Consider the following 22,129-nt stretch of genomic DNA (forward strand, 5'->3'; position numbering starts at 1 on the left):
ACACCCCCCCCATGAGCGACGACCCCCGCCTGCTTCCCGAGTCCCTGCGCGACGACTTCCCCATCCTGCACCAGAACGTGCACGAGGGCCGGCCGCTGGTGTTCCTCGACAGCGCCGCCAGCGCCCACCGGCCCCGCCAGGTGATCGACGCGATCGTCGAGTGCTACTCGCACAACTACGCGAACGTCCACCGCGGCATCCACACGCTCAGCGAGCGCGCGACCGACGCCTACGAGCAGGCCCGCGAGAAGCTCCGCGCGTTTCTCAATGCCGAGCACGCCGACGAGATCGTCTTCACCGGCGGCACAACCGCCGCCATCAACACGGTCGCCCGCGCGTGGGGCGACGCCAACGTTAGCCGCGGCGACGAGATCCTGCTCACGCCGATGGAGCACCACTCGAACCTCGTGCCGTGGTTCCAGCTCGCCGAGCGGACCGGCGCGACGATCAAGCACGTCCCGCTCACCGACGACGGGCGGCTCGACGTCGACCGCATGGGCGAGGTGCTCACCGACCGCACCAGGCTGTGCGCGCTGGCCTCGGTCAGCAACACGCTCGGCACGATCAACCCGGTCAAGACTATCGCCCGGCTGGCCCACGAGGCGGGCGCCGTCGTGCTGGTCGACGCCGCGCAGAGCGCCCCGCACATGCATACCGACGTGCAGGACCTGGGCGTTGATTTCCTGGCGCTGAGTGGCCACAAGATGTGCGGCCCCTCGGGCGTCGGCGTGCTGTACGGGCGGCGTGAGCTGCTCGCCGCGATGCCGCCCTTCATGGGGGGCGGCAGCATGATAAATCGGGTGTACCTCGACCGCTTTACGCCGGCCGACCCGCCCGCCCGATTCGAGGCCGGCACGCCGCCGATCGCCGGCGCAATCGCGCTCGGCGCCGCGGTCGACTACCTGCAGTCGATCGGCGTCGACGCCATCCACCGCCACGAAGAGGCCCTCATCGACTACGCGTGGGAGCGGCTCCAGGAGGTCCCCGGCATCCGCCTGCTGGGGCCCGCGCCGAAGTTCCGCGCGGGGCTCGTCAGCTTTGTGATGGAACGCCCGCACCCACACGACATCGCCCAGCTGCTGGACTTCGACGGCGTCGCGGTTCGCGCCGGGCACCACTGCACGCAGCCGCTGCACGACCTGCTCGGCATCACCGCCAGCACCCGGGCCAGCTTCTACCTCTACAACCGCCCGGAAGAAATCGACGCGCTAGTTGGGTCGCTGCAGAAGATCGGCGACCGCTTCAAGCCAAGCGGCCGCAAGCGGAAACGTAAGCAGTAGTCGACGGCTAGCAATTGCGTCGCCAAGCGGCGTATTCACGCACGCCAGGGGGCCTTCTCTGCAAATCGCGTTGCCGGTGATACCGGTTGCTGTTATCTGCCCTTAGTTTGCGCTCTCAGGGCCGCTCGTAAGTATTGCCCGCAAGCGCGGGCCCCATCTAGGATTAATGGAGTGCGACGGGCGGACGGCGCCGGTGGGCGGCCGGGCCCGTCGAATGGCCCGTTGATTAGCCCGCTGATTACCCGGTCGGAATGCCTGCAATCCGGGAAGCCGGACCGCGGGTCGCTACGACTTTTCCGTTGCTCTCTTGTCTACGCCCCACGTCACGCGGTCCGCCGCTGTGGTCGGTGCTTATCCTAAACCAGAGTCATCTCCCCATGCTCAAACGATCCCATCGCCGCGGCTTTACCCTCGTAGAGTTGCTCGTCGTCATCGCCATCATCGGAGTACTGATCGCGCTTTTGCTGCCGGCGGTGCAGTCCGCTCGCGAGGCCGCCCGCCGGATGCAGTGCGTCAACAACCTCAAGCAGCTCGCGTTGTCGATGCACAACTACCACGACGCCAACAAGGCGTTCCCCCCCGGCGCGCAGCAGAGCTCAACCGACATCGGCCGCGCCAGCTACTACGTCGGCTGGACGCGGGAGGTTATGCCGTACATCGAGGACCAGCAGCTGCAGAACCTGTACGTCCCCGACACGCCGGTCAACAACCCGCGTGATCTGCAAATTAAGCAGTTCCGTGAGACCAATGTGCCCGCCTTCAACTGCCCGTCGGACAACCCGCCTGAGCTGGCGATTCCCGAAAGCGGTCCGCACGGCAACCTCCAGTTCGCCACCGCCAGCTACCGCGCCAACGCCGGCCGCGGCGACGGCTACGTCACATGGTACCTGTACGAGGACGTCGGCAGCCCCACTCAGACGAACGCCGCCACCGGACGTTCGTGGGGCTGGCGCGGGCCGGTCCACACCACGCTCTCAGACAACGCCGCCCCGCCGACCGGCCGCGGCCGGCTGAAGCAGGAGTCGTTCGCCAAGATCACCGACGGCACCACCCACACGCTGCTGATTGCCGAGTCGACCAACGACTACAACCGCCGCCGCACGTTCTGGGCCTGGACCTGGGGCAACTACCTGATGTCGCAGCCCACGCCGCAGGACCGCACCTTCGACCACAACTACCCCGACTGCCCGAATGACACCGGGACAAGCGGCGCCTACCCCGGCCAGTCGCGGCGGACCTGCATGTCCGCCTGGTGGGCTAACCACACCGGCGGCATGAACGGCGCCATGTGCGACGGCTCGGTCGACTTCATCTCGTTCGAGATTGACCTGCAGGCGTTTGCCTCGCTCGGCAGCATCGCCGCCGCCGACGACGAAAACACCGTCTTCGTGGCTACCCGCGGCGGCCGTTAAGACCCGCTGCCGGTGTCGAGGCCCCGGACGGTCGCGCCCGCGTGGAGCGTGCCGGACCAACTCCCCTACCAAGGTTCTAGTGAATGTCGGCTAAGAGAGACTTGCTTGTGGCGGTTGCCTGCGCCGTGCTGACGGTTGGCTGCGGATCATCCGAGGGCCTGGTGCCGGTCGAGGGCGTCGTGACGCTGGACGGCGCGCCGCTGCCCCAGGCGCAGGTCGTGTTCTACCAGCCGGGCGGCGGCCCCGAGACCAACTTCACCGACGTGACCGACGATCAGGGCCGGTTTACGCTCTCGCCGCTCCGCTCCGACACGCCGGGCGCCAAGCCGGGCAAGTACCAAGTGACGCTGCGGACTGGGTTCGCCGGGCCCGAGCTGCTGGAGACCGACCCGATCCCCAAGGAGCTCGTCCCGCCCAGCCAGCAGGAGTTCGAGTATGAGGTGCCGGCCGGCGGCGATGCCGCGGTCGAGTTCAAGATCAAGTCGAAGTAGCGCGTCGCCGCCCGCTGAACGCAGCGAGCAGCCCACCGACCAACGCCACGGCCGCGGGTTCCGGAGCCGGAGCGGATTCTGACGCGGCAGCTCCAACTACCGTTTCGTCCCCGTAGCGGGATCGCCACCACGCGTAGTCGAAGCGGTTGACCAGCCCGTCGCCGTTGCCGTCGGCCGCGGGGAGCCGGCCGCCGTTATTCGCCCGCCAGGTGGTGTAGTCGGCCGCGTCGACCTGGCCGTCGCCGTTGTAGTCGCCCTGCGAGGCGGGCGAGCCGATTGTCTCAAACGCGACGCGGCGGAAGTTCATCACGCCCGACCCGTTGGGGGTGCTCGCGCCGAACTGCACCAGCCCGACGCCGGCCGTGTGGGTCGAGGCCCCGCCGGGCCAGGAGAAGAGGCTGGCGCCGTCGACCAGCAGCTCGGCCGTACCGTTGGGCGAGCCCCGCAGCTCGTAGTCGTGGTACGCCAGGGCGTCAGCGCCGGAGGCGAGCCGCTCGGAGCGGACCAGTAAGGTCTGCGTGCGGTCCCACACGTAGCCCCACAGGTCGCCGCCCTGGAGGTCGAGCTGCAGCAGGTACAGGTCGTCGTCGAGGTAGGCCCCGATGCCCATGCTGGGCGCCGCCAGGCTCGGGGTGACCACTCGCGCGGTGGCCGTCATCCGCCAGCCGGTCTGCAGGGCCTCGACCAGATGCGGGGCGGTCATCGGCTGGTAGTACTGGGGCGCCGCCCCGCCGACCGCCGTATCGGCCAGCTGCCACGCGGTGGCGCCGATCAACGGGTCCGCCACGCTGCGCGAGTCGCCCGCCCCGGTGATCCTAAACGGCAGCCAGCCGTCGAATTCGGGGTTGTACGCCGGGAACGCGGCCGGGTCGTAGACAGCGACCTGCGCAGCCGTCGCGCCGCCGGCCGCGGCGAACATCAGCAAGCCGCCCGCCGCAAGGCAGGCAATGAGATCAAGATGCTTCATGCAGATAGAGTCGACCACCGGCGGCGGCTGTCGTTAGCCCCTGGCCCCGTAGACTATCGGGTTGGTCGCTATTCCCGCAACGAATTGGCGGTGTGGTTTGGCGAACCTCACGACGTGGGAAACCGTACCCGCGGCAGACTGTTTGGGTATAATCGACCCGTCGTGCGGCCCTGTCACGCGGCCGGGGTGCGTCGACCTCAACCCACTGATAGCAAACCAGACGGCCTCTCATGCTGCGGCTCCTCAGCCAGTCTCTCGCCACGCTCGCGGCCTACCTGCCCGTGCTGGCGGTCATCACGGTGCTGATCTACCTGCCGATCAACTTTATGCTCACCGCGATGTTCTGGGACTCCGCCGACGAGGCGGGCGGCTGGGCCTACTACCAGGCCAACGGCTTCGCCGAGACCCTCTTCGGCGTGGTCGCCTCGGGCTTCGCGACGATCGTCGCCTGGCGGTCCCGGATGGGCGAGCCGGTCCGCTTTACCGAGGCGCTCGGCGGCGCCCTGCGTCACTGGCCGTCGCTGGTCGGCGGCAGCATCCTCTACAATCTGGGAGTGATGGCGGGCTTTGTCGCCCTGGTCATCCCCGGGGTCTTTCTCGCGTTGGGCTGGTCGGTGCTGTACCCGGTGATCATCATCGAGAACAGCGGCCCCACCGCGGCGTTCTCACGCAGCGCGCAGCTCATGTCGGGGCGTCGGTGGCCGATGCTTGGCTGCAACGCGTTGATCTTCGTTGGGATGATAGCGACCTCGACCGTGCTCTACACCCTGATTGAGTTCCTGCCGTACGACTACTGGTTCGCGTACAACGTGGCGGCCGACACGATCATCAGCGGGGTGGCGCTGCTCTGGCCGGTGCTGATGACGGTCGCCTACCTCGAGGCCCGAGCGGAGGAGCTTGGCGAAGAGCTCCCCGACCCCGCCCCAGCCGACGAGAGCGACGGCCAACGCACGATCGCGGAAGACGAATCGAACCCGTACCGATCGCCGCAGTACTAGCGGCTTGGGTCCCGGTCTTGGCCGGCCTTCTTTTCGAGCTCGACGCCGGAGTCGCCAGCCCGTATCGAGTACTCGGCGCCGCGCTCAACGCGCAGCGGCTTGCCCGATTCGAGGGAGATCTGGGGCGCGAAGCAGCGGGTATGGCTCATGCCGGCGCGGGCCGGGAGTGTAAACTTCTTCGACTCGCCGTCCTGCAGCAGGCGGTAAGCGACCTCCTTGCCCGCCTTGTTGATCACCTGGAACTCGACGTGTTCCGAGGTGGGCCGACCGAACAGCTGCACCGCGAAAAGGTAGCCGCTTGGGTCGTGCCGCGCGACGCCCACGCCGGTCTGCGTGACGTGCTTGTTGAGCATGTTCTCGCGGTGCCCCTTGGAGTCGATCCAGCCGTCGACGAACCAGTCGGCGTACTCCGGGGCCTCAAGGTCGTCGGGGTTGAAGTAGTAAGCGATGTTCTCGGCGACCAGGCAGTAGTCGTAATCATGGTCCGCCGCCCGTTGGGCCGGGCGCGACCCGTCCGCCCGGTGGCCGTATTTGCCGGTGCGGGCCATGTAACGCGCAAAGTCGCGGGCGGTCGCGGTCAGTTTCTTATCGCGTTCGACGGCGGTCAGTCCTTTCTCCCTGCGGAACTTGTTGGTCCTCTCTACGATGACGTCGACCATTTGCTGGGTGGCGTTCTTCTCGTCCGATGCCGTGATCGAGGCGTCGTCGCCCGACTGGCTGGCGACCTGCTCGAGGAGCATGACCTCGTGGTCGGAATTTTCGTTCTCTTGGGCGTTGGCCGTGACTGCGAGGAGGAGGGCGAGCAGGGCGGCAGAGCAGTAGCGGTTCATGGGGAGTCCGGTGGTCTTCGTGCGAGGCGTGGCTGCGGTGGGGCTCGAAGCCGGTGAAGGGCCTCGTCCAACGCGGACGGTGCAAATGACGCGCCGAGGGGCGCGCGTGGTGGCGGCTGGCCAAGAAGGAGATTGAGCTCTACCTGAGAGAGCCAGCCACGGTGTAGAGTAGATCCGCAATCCACCGCCAGGAGCTTGCCAGGAGGTCAGGCAATGAAGTCCCTGGTGGGCTCCCCACCACATCGGTAGCGGTGCGAGACGCTCCGCCTGTCCGCCAAAGAGAATCGTGATCTCTGATCGCTCTCGATTTCTGCAGCGAATGCTGCCGGACGAGCAGCTTGTAGGGGAGGTCGGCTGGAGAGTCGGCGCGTTGGATTGCTGGCCGCCGTGGACCTTGTTGAGGGCCCTGTTGAGGGCCTTGTCGGGGGCTGTCGCTGCCGGGGCCGTCGACCTCGATCGGAGGCCGGGCTTGGACGACCTCGACCTGGCCAAGCGTGACCGTGCGTGCGACAGAGAATCCGCCCACAACCTCGCCAGTCGAAGCAATCTGGTAGCGGGTCAGCGTCAGGGGGCGAAAGCCGTCCACCGATTCCAACGGCAGGCCCGAGCGTCCCTGGTAGTGCTCGTCGCCCGGCTCGGCTACCACCAGGTCGTCGAAATGCAAAGCAACGAGACGACCCTCATCGGAACCTGGCAGGCGAAGCTGTAGCGGGCTTGCGAGCACGCGGTCTCCTTCGACAACGAACTCAACCTCTCCGAAGCCGATGGTTTGGTCGGAGCCAGGTGGGGCGTCCCAGTCGATGGCCCTCCAACGGTAGGTCAAGCGGTCTGCATCACTTGACGCCAGGTAGAAGTACAAGTTCACGCCGTGATAGTTCCCTTCTTCTGGGTAGACCACGAAGGAGGTCGCGAAGGCTTCTCCATCCGCCCAGGCCGTGGATTCAAACCACAAGGGAACCGAATAGGACACCGAAGCGTCGGGCGACTGCAGCGTGAAGCTAGATTTCGAGAAGGTGATCGCGTTTGCCTGCCCCAGGTTAGAAACCACGCGAATCCTGCCCTCGACGAGAGAAACCTCGCCCGACGTTTGCGGCCGTGAGCTTGGGTCCCCAAACAGGTAGGCGTCGAGGAACTCGATCAGGTCCGCAACAAGCGTCTCGGGCCCAATCGGGAATGCGCCAGGGTAGCGATCGATTCCTCCCGCGGTACGCCCCACCGTGAGCGTGCCCGGCCGGAAGAGATGACGGTAGTCGCCGCTATCGCCGATTACGACGTCGATGAGCCGTGAGTCCAGGGCAGCCAAGTCCGGGATGGCGTCGGGATTCGCCTGGCCGGCATCGACATCGACTTCGTACAACACGACCGATTCGATCGTCTGGGGCGTCGTGGCGGGCTGGCCGTCGGGCGCGATTTGTCCCGTCAGGACAACGTTCTGCGTCGCCTCGGACAGGGTGTCGCCAAGCGGCACGGTGATCGGAGTCAGCGCCGACTGGTCGCCGGCAAGCCGGCCGAGCACCCGCAGTCCGGTCGGCGTCACCAGTTCTCGCTGGGCATTGAGCCGCAGCCGCTGTGGGGACGATTGGCTGACGGCGCCGTTGGCGTGCTGGACCAGCAGCCGCTCGCCGGGGTCCAGCTCGATCTCGACCTCTCGGACGATCCAGGGGTAGCGGATATTCAGTGTCGACAAGAAGGAAGGATCGAAGCGCGGCTCTTCGTCGGACAATTCCGATACGTACCGCCCGTCGGGCAGAAGCTTGAACCCTGGTTGCACCTGCAGTGTCGAACCACCGTAGGGCGGATTCTCCCGGAGGATTTTTGGCGCACCTGACTGGGGCGTGGCGGCGTAGTAGCCGGCTTCGGCCTCGACCAAGCCGTGCGGGTTGGCGACGATGGCGGCGGCTACTCGGCTGATCCGTTCCCAGTGCCCCGACTGGTAGTAAACGTTCAAGTCGCTGTCGTTGCCTACGTGCAGCCCATCGAGCGGGCTCATCGGCAGGCCATCGAGCTGGCGAGCGTCGAGGTTACCGACGTATTCTCCGTAGGCGTTCACTTCTCCCAATGCGTGCAGGTTCGTGAAGTCGAGCAGCACGCTGAAGCTCGTGTCTTCATGCGGCACGTTCAGCTGTAGATGCTCTATCGTTGCTCTTCCTCGTTGATCGAACCCAAGTGTTCCCGATTCAATCGTGAGTGAAGACCCCCCCAGGGAAGGCGTCGAGACTTCCCAGTCGTAGAGCGCAGCGTAGGATCCCCCAGTTCTAGTGAGTGTTATCGAGACATTGATCTCGTCACCCAGAGGGCCGAAGACGACCGCGGACGATCGAAGCGTCGTCCCTTCGGCTAGGTCGGGGTTGGCGACTCCCCGGAGCTCAATCGCCGCCGTCTGACGCGCGGCGATCTCCAGGCCTGCGACGCTGAGCGGGATGAGTTCGTCGCCTGCCGGTTCGCCGATTGCGTCGAGTGCGAAGCCAAGAAGCTGGTAGCCGTTGGCCGTGAGCAGCCGGCCTTGGTCGTCAACTTCAATCTCCGTATGCCGAGTGAGCCAGGGTTCCGAATTGGGGCCGGCGACCAGCAGAAAACCGTCGCCGTTCCTGGCCAGCGTGAAGGGGGCGAGTTCGTCAAAGGCGTTCGCTGCGGGCGCCGTTTGCGCAGGTTGGGCTTCGGTTGAGGTTGCTTGATCCACCGCGATGGCTTCAGCAGAGACCTCGCCGATGTTCGACGCGGGTTCGACGTTGTCGGCCTGCAGCAGAGCCGGCGATAGCTGCGTGAGGAGGTCCCGCTTCTCCAGGAGTTCAAAGCGCAGTTGGCAGGTTGCTAGAGTTCTTCCTGAGCTAGCCAATTCAGAGCGCCCTGTTTGCGGTCACGGCGACGAGTCTCCTCCACCAAGAGTGAACTCGTGCCGAGTGGGCGGAGATACTACTGGGAGGCGGCTTGTCCGCCAACGGCTAACCGCGTGCAGGCATTGCTGGCGCTGCTGGGTTGAGGCAACGAGCGCTGGATGTACATCGCAATACAGTTGAGGATTTAGGCAATTTCTTTGTGGCGAGCGGGCAGCCAGCGCGGTCCAATGAAGGGGCGCTAGACGGTAGGCGCTGGGTGGCAGCAGCCGTCGCGGGCGGCGTTGGCCTGGTTTGGCTCAGCGGGGCCGAATATCACCGGCTTCCGCCGAGGGTTGCTGGTGTCGCTTGGGGAGCTTTTGTCCTCGCTGGCGCGCAAAAAGGGACAAAAGTCGGGAGGGCAGCGTTCGGGCTCTCTGCCTAACGTGTTGTGAGTGTGGGGTTTGCGAGAAGCGGCGCCCGAGATGGGGGGCGACTTTTGTCCCTATAAATCGATGTCGTCTTGGGGGACAAAACTCGGTGGCCGGGTCGGCTTGATGAGAGTCGCTAGCGGGGCGTCCGCCGAGGCGTAGCTCGCCGGCTACTCGAAAGGTGTTTAGCCGCCGAGCGATTCCTTCCACTCCCGCAGGAGCAGCAGCGCGTCGAGCGGGGTGGTGCCGTCGATCTCGACGCGGCGGAGCTTGTCGACCACCGGGTGCTCGTACGCGTCGAACAGCTGCAGCTGCAGGTTGTCAGACGCCGCGCGGGGAGCAGCCGTGGGTTTGGAGGTGGGGGTGGAGAGCGTGGGGCTCGACTCGAGCGTGTGGAGCTCGCTGCTGTTGTCGTGCTGCGACTCGAGCAGGGCGAGGATCTCCTCGGCCCGTTGGTTCACGCCGCGGGGCACCCCGGCCAGCCGGGCGACGTGGATGCCGTAGCTCTTGTCGGCGGCGCCCTCGACGATCTGGTGCAGGAACACGACGTCGCCCTGGTGCTCGTGCACAGCGACGCTGCGGTTGGCGACCCCGGGGAGCTGGTTGGCGAGGTCGGTCAGCTCGTGGTAGTGGGTGGCGAACAGCGCGCGGCAGCCGATGTCGTTGTGCAGGCACTCGGTGATCGCCCACGCGAGCGACAGTCCGTCGTACGTGCTGGTGCCGCGGCCGATCTCGTCGAGCACGACCAGGCTGCGGCGGGTGGCCGTGTTGAGGATGCGGGCGGTCTCGGTCATCTCGACCATGAAGGTCGACTGGCCGCGGGAGAGTTCGTCGGAAGCGCCGACCCGGGCGAACAGCCGGTCGGCCACGCCGATGGTCGCCGACTTGGCGGGCACGAAGCTGCCGATCTGCGCGAGTAGCGTGATCAACGCGGTCTGGCGGATGTAGGTGCTCTTGCCGGCCATGTTGGGGCCGGTGATAAGCAGGAGCGAAGGGGCCGGGTCAGAGCCTTCCCCTTTCGCCTTTCCCGTTTCCCCTTTCACCACGTTATCAGCGTTCAGCAGCGCCTCGGGGTCATCGGGCCGCGCGGCACACGAAACACCATTAGGAACAAACTGCCCCTCGGGCTGCATCACGTCGAGCACGGGGTGGCGGCCCTCGGCGACGTCGAGCACCGGTGCGTCGACCATCGTGGGCCGCGTGTACGCGCGGCTGCGGGCCAGGTCGGCCAGGCCGGCCAGCACGTCGAGCTCGGCGAGCGCGGCGGCGGTCGACAGCAGCCGCCGGCCGGCCTCGACGACCAATTCACACAGCTCGCCGAACACGCGGAGTTCGATTTCCTTGACCCGTTCCTCTGCCGACAGGACCTTCTCCTCGTACTCCTTGAGCTCGGGCGTGATGTACCGCTCGGCGTTCTTGAGGGTCTGCTTGCGGATGAAGTTGTCGGGGATCTTGTCGCGTTGGGCGTGGGTCACCTCGAGGTAGTAGCCGAACACCTTGTTGAAGCCGACCTTCATCGACGGGATGCCGGTCGCCTCGACCTGCTCGGCCTGGTACTTGGCGATCCACTGCTTGCCGCCGGTCATCAGCTCGCGGCACTCGTCGAGGTCCGCCAGGTAGCCGGCGCGGACGAAGCCGCCGTCGGCGGCCTTCGGGGGGCAGTCCTCCTCGAGGGCGGCCTCGAGCTTGGCGCGGAGCTCGGGGCACAGGTCGATGCGTTGTTCGATCTGGGTGAGGCGTTCGCTCGACCGGCCAGAGAGCTTCGCCTTGAGGGTCGGCAGCCCGGCCAGCGTGCGGCCGACGCACGACAGGTCACGCGGGCTGGCCCGGCCGGTAGTGACGCGGGAGACCAGCCGCTCGATATCGTACACGGCGCGGAGCCGCTCGCGGACCGCGTCGGTCAGCGAGGCGTGGTCGACCAGCTCGGCCACCGCGTCGAGCCGGGCGTTAATCCGCGGGGCGTCGGTCAGTGGGCCGCGGAGCCACTCGGCCAAGAGCCGGGCCCCGGTCGACGTGACCGTGCGGTCGATGACGCCAAGCAGCGCGCCCTCGCGGCGGCCGTCGCGGAGGGTGTGGGCGATCTCGAGGCTCCGCCAGGTGGCGGCGTCGATCTGGAGGGTGGACTCGTTCTCGAACGGGAGGAGGCGATCGATATGGCCGAGCTGCGACCGCTGGGTTTCCTGCAGGTAGTCGACGATCGCGCCCGCGGCGCGGATGGCGAGCGCGTGCCGCTCGTTGTCCTCGTCGAAGCCGAACCCGTCGAGCGACTTCACGCCGAGCAGCTTCTTGAGCGCCTCGGTCGCGACCTGCTGGCCGAAAGCCCAGCCGGGACGCGTGGTGCGGGTGCAGCGCTCGGGGAGGTCGACCGGCTCGGTCAGCTCGGACGACAGCAGGCACTCGCTGGGGGCGATGCGGACTACCTGGTCGGCCAGCCGGTCGGCGGCCAACGCGGTGGCGGTGAAGCGGCCGGTCGACACGTCGACCCACGCCAGCCCGATCCACTCGCCCGCCGGGACCACCGCGGCGAGGAAGTTGCTGCTCTTGGGGTCGAGCAGCCCGTCCTCGGTCAGCGTGCCGGGGCTGACAATGCGGGTCACCTCGCGGCGGACGATCCCCTTGGCCTGCTTGGGGTCCTCCATCTGGTCGCAGATGGCGGCCCGGCGGCCGGCGCGGACGATGCGGGCCAGGTACTGGTCGAGCTGGTGGTGGGGGAAGCCCGCCATCGGGGTGGGCTCGATCCCGCGTTCCGGGTCGCCCTTGTCGCGGCGCGTGAGGGTGATGCCCAGCAGCTCGGCCGCGTCCTTGGCGTCCTGGTGGAACATCTCGTAGAAGTCGCCCATCCGAAACAGCAAGAGCGCGTCCCCCGCGGCCTCCTTGGCCTGGTGGTACTGCTGCATCATTGGACTAAGCGACATTGCGACACGGCTCCGTTCGTGGGCGAAGCCGTGAATGCTAAACCACGGGCCGGGGGCGGCTCAAGTGGCTTGACGCGGGGCGGCCAGATTGTCGGGGCGCACCTAGGCCGCGAGCCGCAGGGCCGGGGCGGCCCGGCGGCGCTTGCCGATCGCGATGACGCTGTGCGGCTCGGCGTGGAAGCGGTAGCCGTAGCGGGACAGCCTCGCGAGGCACGCGTTCAGTTCGCCTCGCGGGGCAAAGCGGTGCTCGAAGCGGATCAGCGACGGGCGGACGCGGTCCAGGTCGAGGCTCGCGAGGATCTCGTGGTCGTGGCCGCCGGCGTTGATGTGCAGCAGGTCGACCTCCTGCAGGCCGCCGAGCCGCAGGGCGTCGTCGATCGTCAGGCAGTCGACTTGGTGGGTGTTCAGCTCGTCGCGACCGAAGCCGGCCCGCATGACGTGCGACGGGTCGAACGAGGCGAGCTGCGTGTCGGCGCGCGGGGGAGAGTAGAGCTCGCGGGTCCCGGCCCGGTGGTCGATCGCCGCGTTGAGCAGGGTCAGCCTGCGGTCGTCGCCGTGGAGCGACTTGAGCCGGCTGAAGGCCGACGGGTGCGGCTCGACCAGCACGCCCCGCAGTGCGTGCCGCGCGATGACGCCGTGGAGGTCGTCGTGGGCGAGGCCGTCGTAGGCGCCGATCTGCAGGAACGTGAAGTCGGGCTGGTCGTGCAGGGCGTCGCTGATGGCGAGCGGCAGCACGCTGCCGTAAGTCAGCTTGGGGTCGGTGATCAACGGCAGCGGGTCGCGCGTGCGGCGGAGCCCCAGGCGGTGCAGCAGTCGGTCCTGCCCCCGCCGCAGGCCGGCGCCGCTGGGCATGAGGAATCCGGTCTGCCGCTTGAACAATCTGAGCAACGACATCGCGATCGCCTAACGCATGAATCCGACGTTGAACGTGAACACCTGCAGCTCGTCGGTATCGGCGCGAGCGACCGGCCAGGCGAAGTCGAGCGCGATCGGCGCCGGGCCCATGGCCGGCACCTGGATCCGCAGACCCACGCCCGGCGCGACGCGCCAGTCGTTGATCTTGACCGAGTCCTCGACCGTGCCGAAGTCGCAGAAGCAGACGCCGTTGACCATGTCGTCGGCGGTGAGCGGGAACAGGTACTCGAGCGTGTTGAGGAACATGAAGTCGCCGCCCGCACGCGGCGAGGCGCCGCGGAAGTCGAAGCCACGCATGGTCGAGTAGCCGCCGGCAAAGAACCGGTCGTAGACCGGGGTGTCGTCGCCGCTGAAGCCGAGCCGCGTCTGCGCCACCAGCACGTGCCGACCGGAGTGGTCGGGCCGCTCGTTGAGCAGGAAGTACTTGCGGGCGTCGACCGTGGCGCGGGGGTAGACAAAGGTCCCTACCACCTGCTCGACCTGCATCTCGACGTAATGGCCACTGGTGGCGAAGAACGGGTTGTTGCGGGTGTCGTTGGCGACCACCACCCCGAAGCCGTGCAGGCTGTTGTCACCCTCCACCGCGACCGCTTCGGGCAGGTCGGCCGACGCGTTGCTGATGTTTACATTCTCGCCGCGGTAGGTGAGCCGGGCCGAGAGGTCGTTCTCAGTCCACTGGTAGCCGTAGCTGATGCGGCCGCCGAGGCGTTGCTCCTGCCAGTCGTCGTACTGGCGGGTGTAGTACGACCCCGACAGCGACATGCTGATGTTCGTGTCGAACACGTAGGGGTTGGTGAAGCTCATCAGGTACCGCTGCACCTGGGTGCCCGGCGCGGCCTCGATGCGGAAGCTCTGGCCGCCGCCGCGGAAGGCGGTGCCGTTCACAACGTCCTGCCAGCTGGTGGGGACGCGCTTCCAGTTGAAGTTGCGTTCGTCGACCATGATCTGACCAACCACGCCCGCGTCGGAGTTCAAGCCAACGCCGACCATGAAGCGGCCGGTCTGGGCCTCGGCGAGCTGGACGTGGATATCGACCGCCGGGTCGCCGGTGGCGAAGTTCTGGTTGGGGAACAGGTAGGGGTCGACCGTGGTGCTCGGCGCCGCGGGCACCGAGGGGTACGGGGCGCCCGCCGACCCGAAATCGCTTGGCGAGGTCGCGGGGGCCTGCGGGTAGGCCGCCGCGGGCGGCGGGAAGGCGGGCGTCGGCTGCTGGGGGTAGGTCGGTTGCGGGTCGTAGACCGGCATGTTGGGTTCGTACTGTTCGTACTGAACGGCCTGGACCGGCTGCTGGGGCGCGGCCACCGGCGCGGAGCCGGGGTTGGTCGCCCGCGGCAGCATGCCGCCGTAGGCCGGCTGCTGGTATGGGCTTCCGCCCTGGGGCGATTGGCCACGCACAACGGCGCTGTCGGGCAGCGACAGACCCGCGTAGGCGTCGTGCACCGGGCGGTTGGCCGACTGCCAGGCGTCGCGCTCGGTGATCGGCGGCTTGAAGGCCTGGTGACGCTGCGGCGCGTCGACCGGCGGCAGGCGGCGCAGGTCCGGGGGGAGCGTTCCGTCCGGCAGGTCGATGTGGACGTCGACCTGTGGGGTGTCGTTGGCAGCGGGCTGTGCGTCCTTGGTGAACGCCTGGTACAGCCGACGGCCCGGCCGCTTGAGCTGCGCGATGATCCAAGACTCTTCCTCGGGGCTCTGCCCGCGAATGGCGTCGCCGTTCGAGGCGACGAACTCCGATTCGTCGAGCTCGGGGATGCGGTAGGTGATCTTCGGCGAGATGCCCCGCGCGGGGTCCGAGAGGAACAGCTGGCTGGCCTGCAGCCGTCGCTCGCTCGCCCGCAGCTCGCGGATATCCATGATCTCGCCCGGCCGGAGGGACATCCGGTTGAGGGCGGTCTGAATGCGGGTGTGGGGGTTCTCGCCGTCGATGTGCACGAAGACGCGGCCAACCCGCCACTTCTTGCCCTCGTCGACGTGGTAGACGAGGTCGATCTTGCCGGGCTCCTCGAGGAAGACGGGCTCCGCCCGCACGTCGGCGAAGACGTAGCCCTGGCTGCCGTAGACCTCCTTGAGCCACTCGACGTCGGCGTTCATCTTGGCCTGCTCGAAGAACTCGCCCTGCGGCAGCTTGGAGCCGAGCGAGAGGGAGTCGTTGCTGAATTTCTCGTTGCCGACGTAGCGGACCGTGCGGACCTCGTAGCGGGGGCCCTCGTGGATCACGAAGCGGACGGTCACCCACTCACCGGAGTCGTTGAACTCCAGCGTGCGGCCGACCTCGGCCTGGAAGAACCCGAAGGCGCGGTAGTACTCGGTCAGCTTGCGGACGTCGGCGTCGAGGGCCTCGCGGTTGAACTTTCCGCCGATCAGGTAGAAGTAGCCCGGCTTGGTGCTGACGCGGGTCTTCAGCCGCCGGTCGCTGGCGAAGTCGGAGTCGTTGCCCTCGAACCTGACCGACCAGATCTTCTGCTTCACGCCCTCGTTGATGACGTACACGATGCCGCGGTCGTCGGGCTTGTCGCCCTCGAGGATGGTCACCTGGGCGTTGGGGAAGCCGCCGTCGGAGTAGGCCGCGAGGATCTTGCGGCGGCCGTCTTCCACCAGGTACGGGTCGACCGCGGCGCCCTCCTTCAAGCCGGTCTCCTTGGCGAGCTTCTTGTCTTTGAGCTTCGAGTTGCCGAGATAGCTGATGTAGCGGACGGTGGTGCGTTCGACCACGCGGAGCGTCACCTCGCGGCCGGCGTCGGTCTTCTTCGAGTAGGGACGCACGCTCACAAACCACGGCATCGAGGCCAGCTTGCGCACGTCGCGCGCCAGCGCGGCGGAGTCGAACGGACGGCCGACGCGGGTCGAGATCTGCGCCGTGATCTTCGCGGCGGGGATGGTCTTGTTGCCCTCGACGATGATATCAGAAACGAGTTCCTCCCCCGCCAGCAGCGATGGCCCCGAGGGCGCAGGGGTGGCGATGGTTTCGGGCATGATCGCGGGTCGCCCCGATGGCGACGACGGCAGCCCGCCGCCGGGGCCCTGCGCATAGGCGGCGAAGGCCGCGAGCGAGAGCACGCCGGCCAGGCACATTCGCGATCGGATGGATCTGGTCACTAGGTTCGTCATAGGGATCAGGCGTGTTGCTCGCGTCAGGCGTCTGTCGTAGCAGCTTGCTTGAACTGCCGTGGCGGCCGGGGCCGCCGATCTCGCCGGTCACCGAGCGGGTTTCGAGGTTCCGCGCCGGGATAAAAGGCCGCGTAGAGATACAAGAACCCCGCACCCGTCACAAGGCAGATTGGCCCGGCCCGCTAGCACCCCGCCGGGGGCCGGCGTCGCCGACGGAGCGTCGAACCGCAAGTCGCTTGGTGCGAATGCCCGAAACGGCCGCCCGTGGGCCGCCAATTACTTGACCCCCATTTGGCGGCTGCCTAGTCTACAGGTGCTTATTTCGCGGGGAATTTCCAACCCGTGGCCGTATCTGGCGGACCGGTAGCTCGGAACCTACCGCAGGCTCAAACCGCCACCCGTTTCACGACGCGCCGCCTGCTAGCGCGGCCGTCTCGAGGCTTCAAACCGATGACCACTGCGCAGAGAAACTGGGTGCGAACAATTGCGGGCCTGACGGCCGGCCTGCTGCTGGCGGGCGGCGGCGGTGCGGCCTGGGCGCAGGGCGTCTCGCTCGGCGGGTTTATCCCGTTCGTCGGTTTCGGGATGACCGACGAGTCCAAAACCCTCGACTCGCTCGACCTGGGAGACATCCCCTTCATTGCCGACGCGTCAGACAGCCCCGGCGCGCCGCTGCTCGGCGCCGGCGGTACGCCGTACTTCGACCTCGCACTGTTCGACTCGGGCGCCGCGACGCACATTATCACGCAAGAGGCCTTCGCCGGCTTTGATATCCAGGGCGCCGGGCTGCGCGGCACGAACACCCAGATCGTCGGCGGCGCCACCGGGCAGATCCTGCTCGAGATCAACGACGCCGCGGGCATCTACGCCGCGGGCTTGGGCGACCGCACCTCGGCCGGGACTTCGCTTGGCATCAGCCAGTCCGCGCTGCGGGGCGAGACCAGCTTCGCGACCCTGACCGCGCCCAACGAGTGGGAGCTGCCCAACATTATTGGCCTGCCGATGGCCGCCCACCACACGGTCGTGATCCGCAACGACCAGCCGCAGATCTTCCAGCACCAGGGCCGCACGGTCCGCACGCCGCAGATTGAGTTCAGCGAGATCGGAACCGGCGCCAGCGAGGGCATCACCCGCCGCGCGCCGCTACTGCTGCAGCCCGGTATCGGCTTTGTGCAGGGGCCGCAGTACGTGTTCAACCTCGACTTCGACGACATCCTCAGCGGCGGCGGCGACATCGACGTCGCCAACAATCCGGCGTCGCCGTCGGTAATTCAGGACTCCAGCGGCAACGGCGGTGGCATGTACCTGGAGGTCGACTTCGCGAACGACGGCCGGACCCAGCAGGACAAGGCACTGCTGTTCGACACGGGCGCCGACCTGACGGTCATCTCGCAGCAGATGGCGGTGCGGCTTGGCTTCGACGCCGTGCTCGATACGCCCGACTTCGTGCTATCAGTCGAGGGCTCGGGTGGCGTGCAGGACGGCGTGCCTGGGTTCTACATCGACGAGCTCAACGTCGACACGATCGGCGGCTCGTTCACGCTTACCAACGTGCCGGTCGCGGTGCTGGACGTCACCAACCCAAACGACCCGGGCAACATCATCGACGGCATCATCGGCACGCACTTGTTTAACGGCCGCAATTTGGTGATTGACGCCAACCCGTCCATCGGTCAGGGAGGCGTTGGGCCGAGCCTGTACATCGGCGACCCGGTGACCTCCCCCCACCGGTGGTCCGCGGCCAGTGGGCAGTGGTCGACCGCTAGCAAGTGGTCCGCCGCTGGCGTGCCGGGCGAGTTGTGGGAAGTGCAGGTCCGGGGCGCCGGTTCCGCGCCCACCACGTCGGACGTCGTCCAGGACCACACCGTCTACCGGGTGACCGTTGAGGGGACCGCGCAGTCACCCACCCGACTGACGGTTGTCGGCGGCGGGGCGAGCGCCACGCTAACCGTGTTTCACGATGTCGTCATTGGCGCCGACGCCGTCGTGGATGTCGAAGCAGGCGCGCGGATCGACGCGGCGTTTATCAACATTGAAGGCGGGGAGCTGACCGGCGGCGGCGAGATCCTCGTAGGCAACGGGCCGATCAATGGGGCCGTCAGGAACATCTCGGGGACCATCGCCCCCGAGGGCGAACTCGATATCACGGGCGACCTCGCCAACCTACGTGAAGGCGTGATGCAGTTCACGGTTGGAACGGCCTCTGACGAGGTCAATGTGTCGAGGTACGCTTTTCTTAATGGCGAACTAGAAGTCTCGCTTAGCCCAGGTTTCACGCCCAGCACGAGCGACACCTTCACGCTTATCTCCGCTGGCGAGGGAGTCCTCGGCGAGTTCAACGCGACCCGTCTGCCACTCGGCTACCTGTGGGACGTTCGCTACGAGTCCAACAGTGTTGTCCTGGCGTACGAGGGCGTTGGCCTGCAGGGAGACTTCAACTCCGATGGCGTCGTTGACGCCGCCGACTACTCGGTGTGGCGGAGCGGCTTCGGAACCAACTACGACGAGGCGGACCTTGGCTACTGGCGCGCCAACTACGGCGCCACGCTGGCCTCGTCCGGGGGAGCGGCGCCCGAGCCAACCGCCATCGCGATGTTAGCCCTAGCCGGTTTGCTCGGGTTGTCGCGTGCGAGTCGCGACTAGTCGAGCCCTTCCTTCCGCATCACCGAAGTCGCGGTGAGCGTCTGCCCGGCCAGGAACTGCGGCGCCGGCAGCCAGGTGATGTCAGAGTACGGCACCGACACCGTGACGCTCATCTCGTCCCCCGCCCGCGCGGTCGACGGGCTGGGCGTGATGGTCACCACCGTGTTGTCGACGCCCATGCCGGAGCAGTAGGAGGTGACCTCCGACTGGACTCCCGACTGGGTGGCGGACAGCGTGATCGCTTCGCGTGCCCCGACACGCGAGGCGTTGGTCAGCACCTGCTGAACCATGAAGCCCCGGCTCAGCTCGATCGAGCCGAGCAGCAGCATGAAGAACAGCGGTGCGATCAGAGCGAACTCGACCGCCGCGACGCCGCGGCGTTGATTATCTCTAGACATATTGATTCCCGGGCGGCTGGTTACCGGAGTGGTGACGGCGGCTTATTGAAGCAGCACAACGGGGGAGTAGACATACGAACTGGTCCCCTCCGAAGAGGAGGGCACGACGCCCGAGGTCACCAGCGGGGCGGCCTGGATCGTGACGTGCTTCTTGTTCATCGGTCCGGTCAGCTTGACGTCCATGATGCGGATGCCGTACCACTTGACGATCGTGTAGATGGCGTTGTTGCCGGGGCCGTTGACTTCGCTGAAGATTGGGATAGCGCGGGGCTGGCCCTTGATGGCGGCCAGCTCATCCTTGCAGCCGGCGCTGATGCCGGTGTCGCCGTTGAGGTAAAGCTTGCCGCACGAGTCGAATTCCAGCACGCCGGTGTGGTAGGCGAGGTCCTCGGAGCTGATGCCGTCGAGGATCTGCCGGCAGATGTCGGCGGTGCTGTTGTTGCTGCTGCCGATGTCGACCGTGCCGCGGTTGCCGGGCGAGCCGGTGCCCTGTGGGTAGAGGTTCACCTCGAGCTTGCCGTCGGACCCGCACGAGACCGTTTTGGTCGCCTCGTTGTAGCTGTAGTTGTCGTCGCCGTAGCCGGCGACCCAGCCGTTCCAGGTGTCGAGGTCGAGGGCGAACGGCAGGATGTCGATGTTGCCGCCGCCATTGAGGGTGCGGAATCCCTTGATGTCCCGCACGATGGCGGCGGTGGCGCTGGCCTCGAGCGACTGACCGGTCTTGCCGAAGATGCGTGCGAAGAAGTAGGGCGCCAGTCCGTTGACGCTCTCGTCACGACGCACCTTCACGTGCACGGCATTGAAGACGTTGGCGCCGCTGGTGTCGAGCTGGATGTTCGTGCCGTAGACGTCGCTGACGTGGCCGAACACGAGGTCGCCAGTCGGCGAGTTCGAATAGTTGGTGTTGAGGGCGGGCGCCTCGGTGCTGACCACGTTGCTGCCGGCGTAGCTAGAGGCGGCCAGGCGGGCGGACTGCTCGGCCAGGTCGGGCTGAACGCCGTCGACCAGCTGCTGGCTGTAGTCCCAGCACGCGGCCAGGGCGGCCGCGTCGGCGGTCCGCTGCAGCTCTTCCTTGACCGAGAGCATGTACCCGATATCGACCGCGAACGCGGCCATGCCGATCATCACGACCGAGAAGACTGCCGCCAGGATTGCGATGACGCCGCGGCGTTGCGACGGGTGTGCTTTAGACATGGGATGAAGCCCTAGTGGGTTGCGGATCGTGTGACAGACCGAGGACCGATCGAAACGCTACGGGTCGAGGCCGGTCGCGATATCGATCGGCGCCTCGAGGACGTGCGTCTCGCCGCCGTCGGTCTCCCAGACGAGCTTCTGCAGCGTCAGCGACGACACGCGGTTGCCGGCGAAGCCGATGCCCGACTCGGTGATCGAGATAGCGGGCAGGTAGTAGTTGAGCCTTGTCAGCTCGGTCTGCACCACACTCTGAAGCACGCCGACGTTGCCGAAGGTCCCGAACGACTCGGAGTCGCCGTCGACGACTTCAAACTTTAGGGCCCCCCCGCCGAGGGTCATTCGTTGCTTCCAGGACACGGTCTCGCCGTCGTAGACCAGCGACTGCTTGCTGTAGCTGTTCTTGGCGCCCAGGCAGTTGTCGCCGTACCAGTGCTGCACCTGCACACCGCCGGAAGAGAAATTGGGGAAGCTGCCGTGGTTGAATGTCACGACAAAGAAGTCGCCGTTGAGGTGCCCGCGGGGCGACATCACCATGCTGACCTGCGGCGCATTGCGGGTGGAGTCGGGTCCGCCAACCTTGAGCTCCCAGTGCTCCTCGATCATGACGACGTCGGATTCGTCTGCGAGTGCGGTGGAGCTGGCCACCGCGGCGAAAGCCGCCAGTGCCACCGCCGATAAAGTAGCGCGTTGAGTGAGCCTCGCCATAGAACGCCTCCCGGGCGCGCCGTAGAGCGCCGCCCACATTAGATGAGTTGAAAAGAACGCCGACGCGTAGCGCCGACTTGCCGGAGCCGCGAGTCCCCGCGCGACCCCCCAGGCGAGCTGCCAGCACGCCTAGAAGAATGTGCCCTCAAAGATGAGATAAGCCTTGCCCTGTGCGGCGCATCGTGCCCACTCGCCGCCGTGCTTCTCAGCGGCGATAACCGCGTCGCGAATGCCTCTTGCCTAATAGAAACCGTAGCTCACTCTTAATCCCGAGTCGGCGTAAAAACAGAATTGGTGCGAGGAACCGCTCGGGGGTGGTGGGAAGCCGCTCCCGCCCGTCGTCCTAGGCCTCAGACCGCCTGCAGTTCTTCGGCGTGCGTCGCGGCCGCTTCGCTCGGTTCAGCAGTCGCCTCGGCCTTGGTCGGCGCCGCTGGCTGTTGCTGCTGCGCAGCGAGCACCCGGTTGAACGCGGCGGCCAGATCGTGCCAGTAGTCTTCGTCGCGGAACTTGACCGGGCGGACCGGCTTGCCGTCGGCGAGGTCGTTCAGGCACCGCTGCATGCGGTACACCGGGCCGACGAAGCGGTTCGACATCTTCGCGAGGTCGAACAGCACCACGGGCATCAACCCGATGGTGACCGCGAGCCCCACCAGCAGCACCTGGGCCAGGGGCGCTACGGCGTCCCAGTTGCCCACCACTGACGGGATGCCGGGCCAGACAAACAGCCAACCCACGGCGGTCAGTCCCGCCACCAGGCAGAGGCTCAACGCCCAGTACCGGGCGACCCGGAGCATCAACGCCCCCTGAACGGCCTTGTCGATGAACTTCTTGCTGCGGCGTTTGGTGTCCTGCACGCTTGCCCTCCCGTAACGTGTAAATAGTGAGTCCCTTCTGGAACTGTACGCCATAAGTCGCAGGGACCGTCGGTCCGGCGGGCCCCGACCAGCCCGCCCCGGCGTCCGGCTGGAGCGGTTGTGCTGGATATCCGTGGCCCGCCCGCTGCTGTGGGGCGCCCGGGCCGACTTTCTCGCC

At 66.9% G+C, this 22,129-nt stretch carries 15 protein-coding genes; 5 read left to right on the top strand and 10 right to left on the bottom strand.

Annotation, left to right across the window (positions count from 1 at the left end):
- The first annotated feature begins 11 nt into the window (after nt 1-11).
- The 3 genes from Pla123a_RS04645 (at nt 12) to Pla123a_RS04655 (ending at nt 3,183) form a co-directional block, all read left to right on the top strand.
- Nucleotides 12-1,280 (top strand): cysteine desulfurase, encoded by a 1,269-nt coding sequence (locus Pla123a_RS04645; protein WP_146584384.1) that lies wholly within the window; start codon nt 12-14, stop codon nt 1,278-1,280.
- A 377-nt stretch (nt 1,281-1,657) separates the two neighbouring features.
- Complete coding sequence (locus Pla123a_RS04650; protein WP_197527675.1) at nt 1,658-2,692, top strand: DUF1559 domain-containing protein; 1,035 nt, start codon at nt 1,658-1,660, stop codon at nt 2,690-2,692.
- 83 nt (nt 2,693-2,775) lie between these two features.
- Nucleotides 2,776-3,183, top strand: coding sequence for a carboxypeptidase-like regulatory domain-containing protein (locus Pla123a_RS04655; RefSeq protein ID WP_146584386.1), 408 nt, complete (start codon nt 2,776-2,778; stop codon nt 3,181-3,183).
- Here the strand turns inward: Pla123a_RS04655 and Pla123a_RS04660 are convergent.
- Nucleotides 3,170-4,150: a dockerin type I repeat-containing protein gene (locus Pla123a_RS04660; RefSeq protein ID WP_146584387.1), complete on the bottom strand. Its 981-nt coding sequence runs from the start codon at nt 4,148-4,150 to the stop codon at nt 3,170-3,172. The genes Pla123a_RS04655 and Pla123a_RS04660 overlap by 14 nt on opposite strands.
- 230 nt (nt 4,151-4,380) lie before the next feature.
- Between Pla123a_RS04660 and Pla123a_RS04665 the strand changes: the two genes are divergently transcribed.
- Nucleotides 4,381-5,148: a hypothetical protein gene (locus Pla123a_RS04665; protein WP_146584388.1), complete on the top strand. Its 768-nt coding sequence runs from the start codon at nt 4,381-4,383 to the stop codon at nt 5,146-5,148.
- Here Pla123a_RS04665 and Pla123a_RS04670 read toward each other — a convergent pair.
- From Pla123a_RS04670 to Pla123a_RS04690, 5 genes are all read right to left on the bottom strand, one after another.
- The gene (locus Pla123a_RS04670; RefSeq protein WP_197527676.1) at nt 5,145-5,978 is read right to left on the bottom strand and encodes a CAP domain-containing protein; all 834 of its coding nucleotides are present in this window, start codon (nt 5,976-5,978) and stop codon (nt 5,145-5,147) included. The two genes, Pla123a_RS04665 and Pla123a_RS04670, sit on opposite strands and share 4 nt — an antisense overlap.
- A gap of 139 nt (nt 5,979-6,117) precedes the next feature.
- The gene (locus Pla123a_RS04675; RefSeq protein ID WP_146584392.1) at nt 6,118-8,814 is read right to left on the bottom strand and encodes a hypothetical protein; all 2,697 of its coding nucleotides are present in this window, start codon (nt 8,812-8,814) and stop codon (nt 6,118-6,120) included.
- A gap of 593 nt (nt 8,815-9,407) precedes the next feature.
- A complete protein-coding gene (gene mutS, locus Pla123a_RS04680) occupies nt 9,408-12,137 on the bottom strand; it encodes a DNA mismatch repair protein MutS (protein ID WP_146584394.1) in 2,730 nt (909 codons plus the stop codon).
- A gap of 102 nt (nt 12,138-12,239) precedes the next feature.
- Nucleotides 12,240-13,031: an FkbM family methyltransferase gene (locus Pla123a_RS04685; RefSeq protein ID WP_146584396.1), complete on the bottom strand. Its 792-nt coding sequence runs from the start codon at nt 13,029-13,031 to the stop codon at nt 12,240-12,242.
- A gap of 9 nt (nt 13,032-13,040) precedes the next feature.
- Nucleotides 13,041-16,145 carry a BamA/OMP85 family outer membrane protein gene (locus Pla123a_RS04690; RefSeq protein WP_197527677.1) on the bottom strand — a complete coding sequence of 1,035 codons (3,105 nt, stop codon included), beginning with the start codon at nt 16,143-16,145 and terminating at the stop codon, nt 13,041-13,043.
- A 486-nt stretch (nt 16,146-16,631) separates the two neighbouring features.
- Between Pla123a_RS04690 and Pla123a_RS04695 the strand changes: the two genes are divergently transcribed.
- Nucleotides 16,632-18,800 (top strand): retropepsin-like aspartic protease, encoded by a 2,169-nt coding sequence (locus Pla123a_RS04695; RefSeq protein WP_197527678.1) that lies wholly within the window; start codon nt 16,632-16,634, stop codon nt 18,798-18,800.
- On the opposite strand, the gene Pla123a_RS04700 is transcribed toward Pla123a_RS04695, so the two are convergent.
- From Pla123a_RS04700 to Pla123a_RS04715, 4 genes are all read right to left on the bottom strand, one after another.
- The gene (locus tag Pla123a_RS04700; protein ID WP_146584402.1) at nt 18,797-19,198 is read right to left on the bottom strand and encodes a TadE/TadG family type IV pilus assembly protein; all 402 of its coding nucleotides are present in this window, start codon (nt 19,196-19,198) and stop codon (nt 18,797-18,799) included. The genes Pla123a_RS04695 and Pla123a_RS04700 overlap by 4 nt on opposite strands.
- Nucleotides 19,199-19,240: 42 nt before the next feature.
- Nucleotides 19,241-20,392 (bottom strand): pilus assembly protein TadG-related protein, encoded by a 1,152-nt coding sequence (locus tag Pla123a_RS04705; protein WP_146584404.1) that lies wholly within the window; start codon nt 20,390-20,392, stop codon nt 19,241-19,243.
- Nucleotides 20,393-20,449: 57 nt separating this feature from the next.
- On the bottom strand, nt 20,450-21,037 hold the full coding sequence (locus tag Pla123a_RS04710; protein WP_146584406.1) for a hypothetical protein: 588 nt from the start codon (nt 21,035-21,037) through the stop codon (nt 20,450-20,452).
- 410 nt (nt 21,038-21,447) lie between these two features.
- Nucleotides 21,448-21,951 (bottom strand): hypothetical protein, encoded by a 504-nt coding sequence (locus Pla123a_RS04715; RefSeq protein WP_146584408.1) that lies wholly within the window; start codon nt 21,949-21,951, stop codon nt 21,448-21,450.
- Between the last annotated feature and the right edge of the window lie 178 nt (nt 21,952-22,129).

Source organism: Posidoniimonas polymericola (assembly GCF_007859935.1).
Classification (GTDB): Bacteria; Planctomycetota; Planctomycetia; order Pirellulales; family Lacipirellulaceae; genus Posidoniimonas; species Posidoniimonas polymericola.

Excerpts from the sequence above, each read along its gene's own strand:
- Pla123a_RS04645 (WP_146584384.1), top strand. The coding sequence starts at position 12 with ATGAGCGACGACCCCCGCCTGCTTCCCGAGTCCCTGCGCGACGACTTC.
- Pla123a_RS04650 (WP_197527675.1), top strand. The coding sequence starts at position 1,658 with ATGCTCAAACGATCCCATCGCCGCGGCTTTACCCTCGTAGAGTTGCTC.
- Pla123a_RS04655 (WP_146584386.1), top strand. The coding sequence starts at position 2,776 with ATGTCGGCTAAGAGAGACTTGCTTGTGGCGGTTGCCTGCGCCGTGCTG.
- Pla123a_RS04660 (WP_146584387.1), bottom strand. The coding sequence starts at position 4,150 with ATGAAGCATCTTGATCTCATTGCCTGCCTTGCGGCGGGCGGCTTGCTG.
- Pla123a_RS04665 (WP_146584388.1), top strand. The coding sequence starts at position 4,381 with ATGCTGCGGCTCCTCAGCCAGTCTCTCGCCACGCTCGCGGCCTACCTG.
- Pla123a_RS04670 (WP_197527676.1), bottom strand. The coding sequence starts at position 5,978 with ATGAACCGCTACTGCTCTGCCGCCCTGCTCGCCCTCCTCCTCGCAGTC.
- mutS (WP_146584394.1), bottom strand. The coding sequence starts at position 12,137 with ATGTCGCTTAGTCCAATGATGCAGCAGTACCACCAGGCCAAGGAGGCC.
- Pla123a_RS04685 (WP_146584396.1), bottom strand. The coding sequence starts at position 13,031 with ATGTCGTTGCTCAGATTGTTCAAGCGGCAGACCGGATTCCTCATGCCC.
- Pla123a_RS04700 (WP_146584402.1), bottom strand. The coding sequence starts at position 19,198 with ATGTCTAGAGATAATCAACGCCGCGGCGTCGCGGCGGTCGAGTTCGCT.
- Pla123a_RS04705 (WP_146584404.1), bottom strand. The coding sequence starts at position 20,392 with ATGTCTAAAGCACACCCGTCGCAACGCCGCGGCGTCATCGCAATCCTG.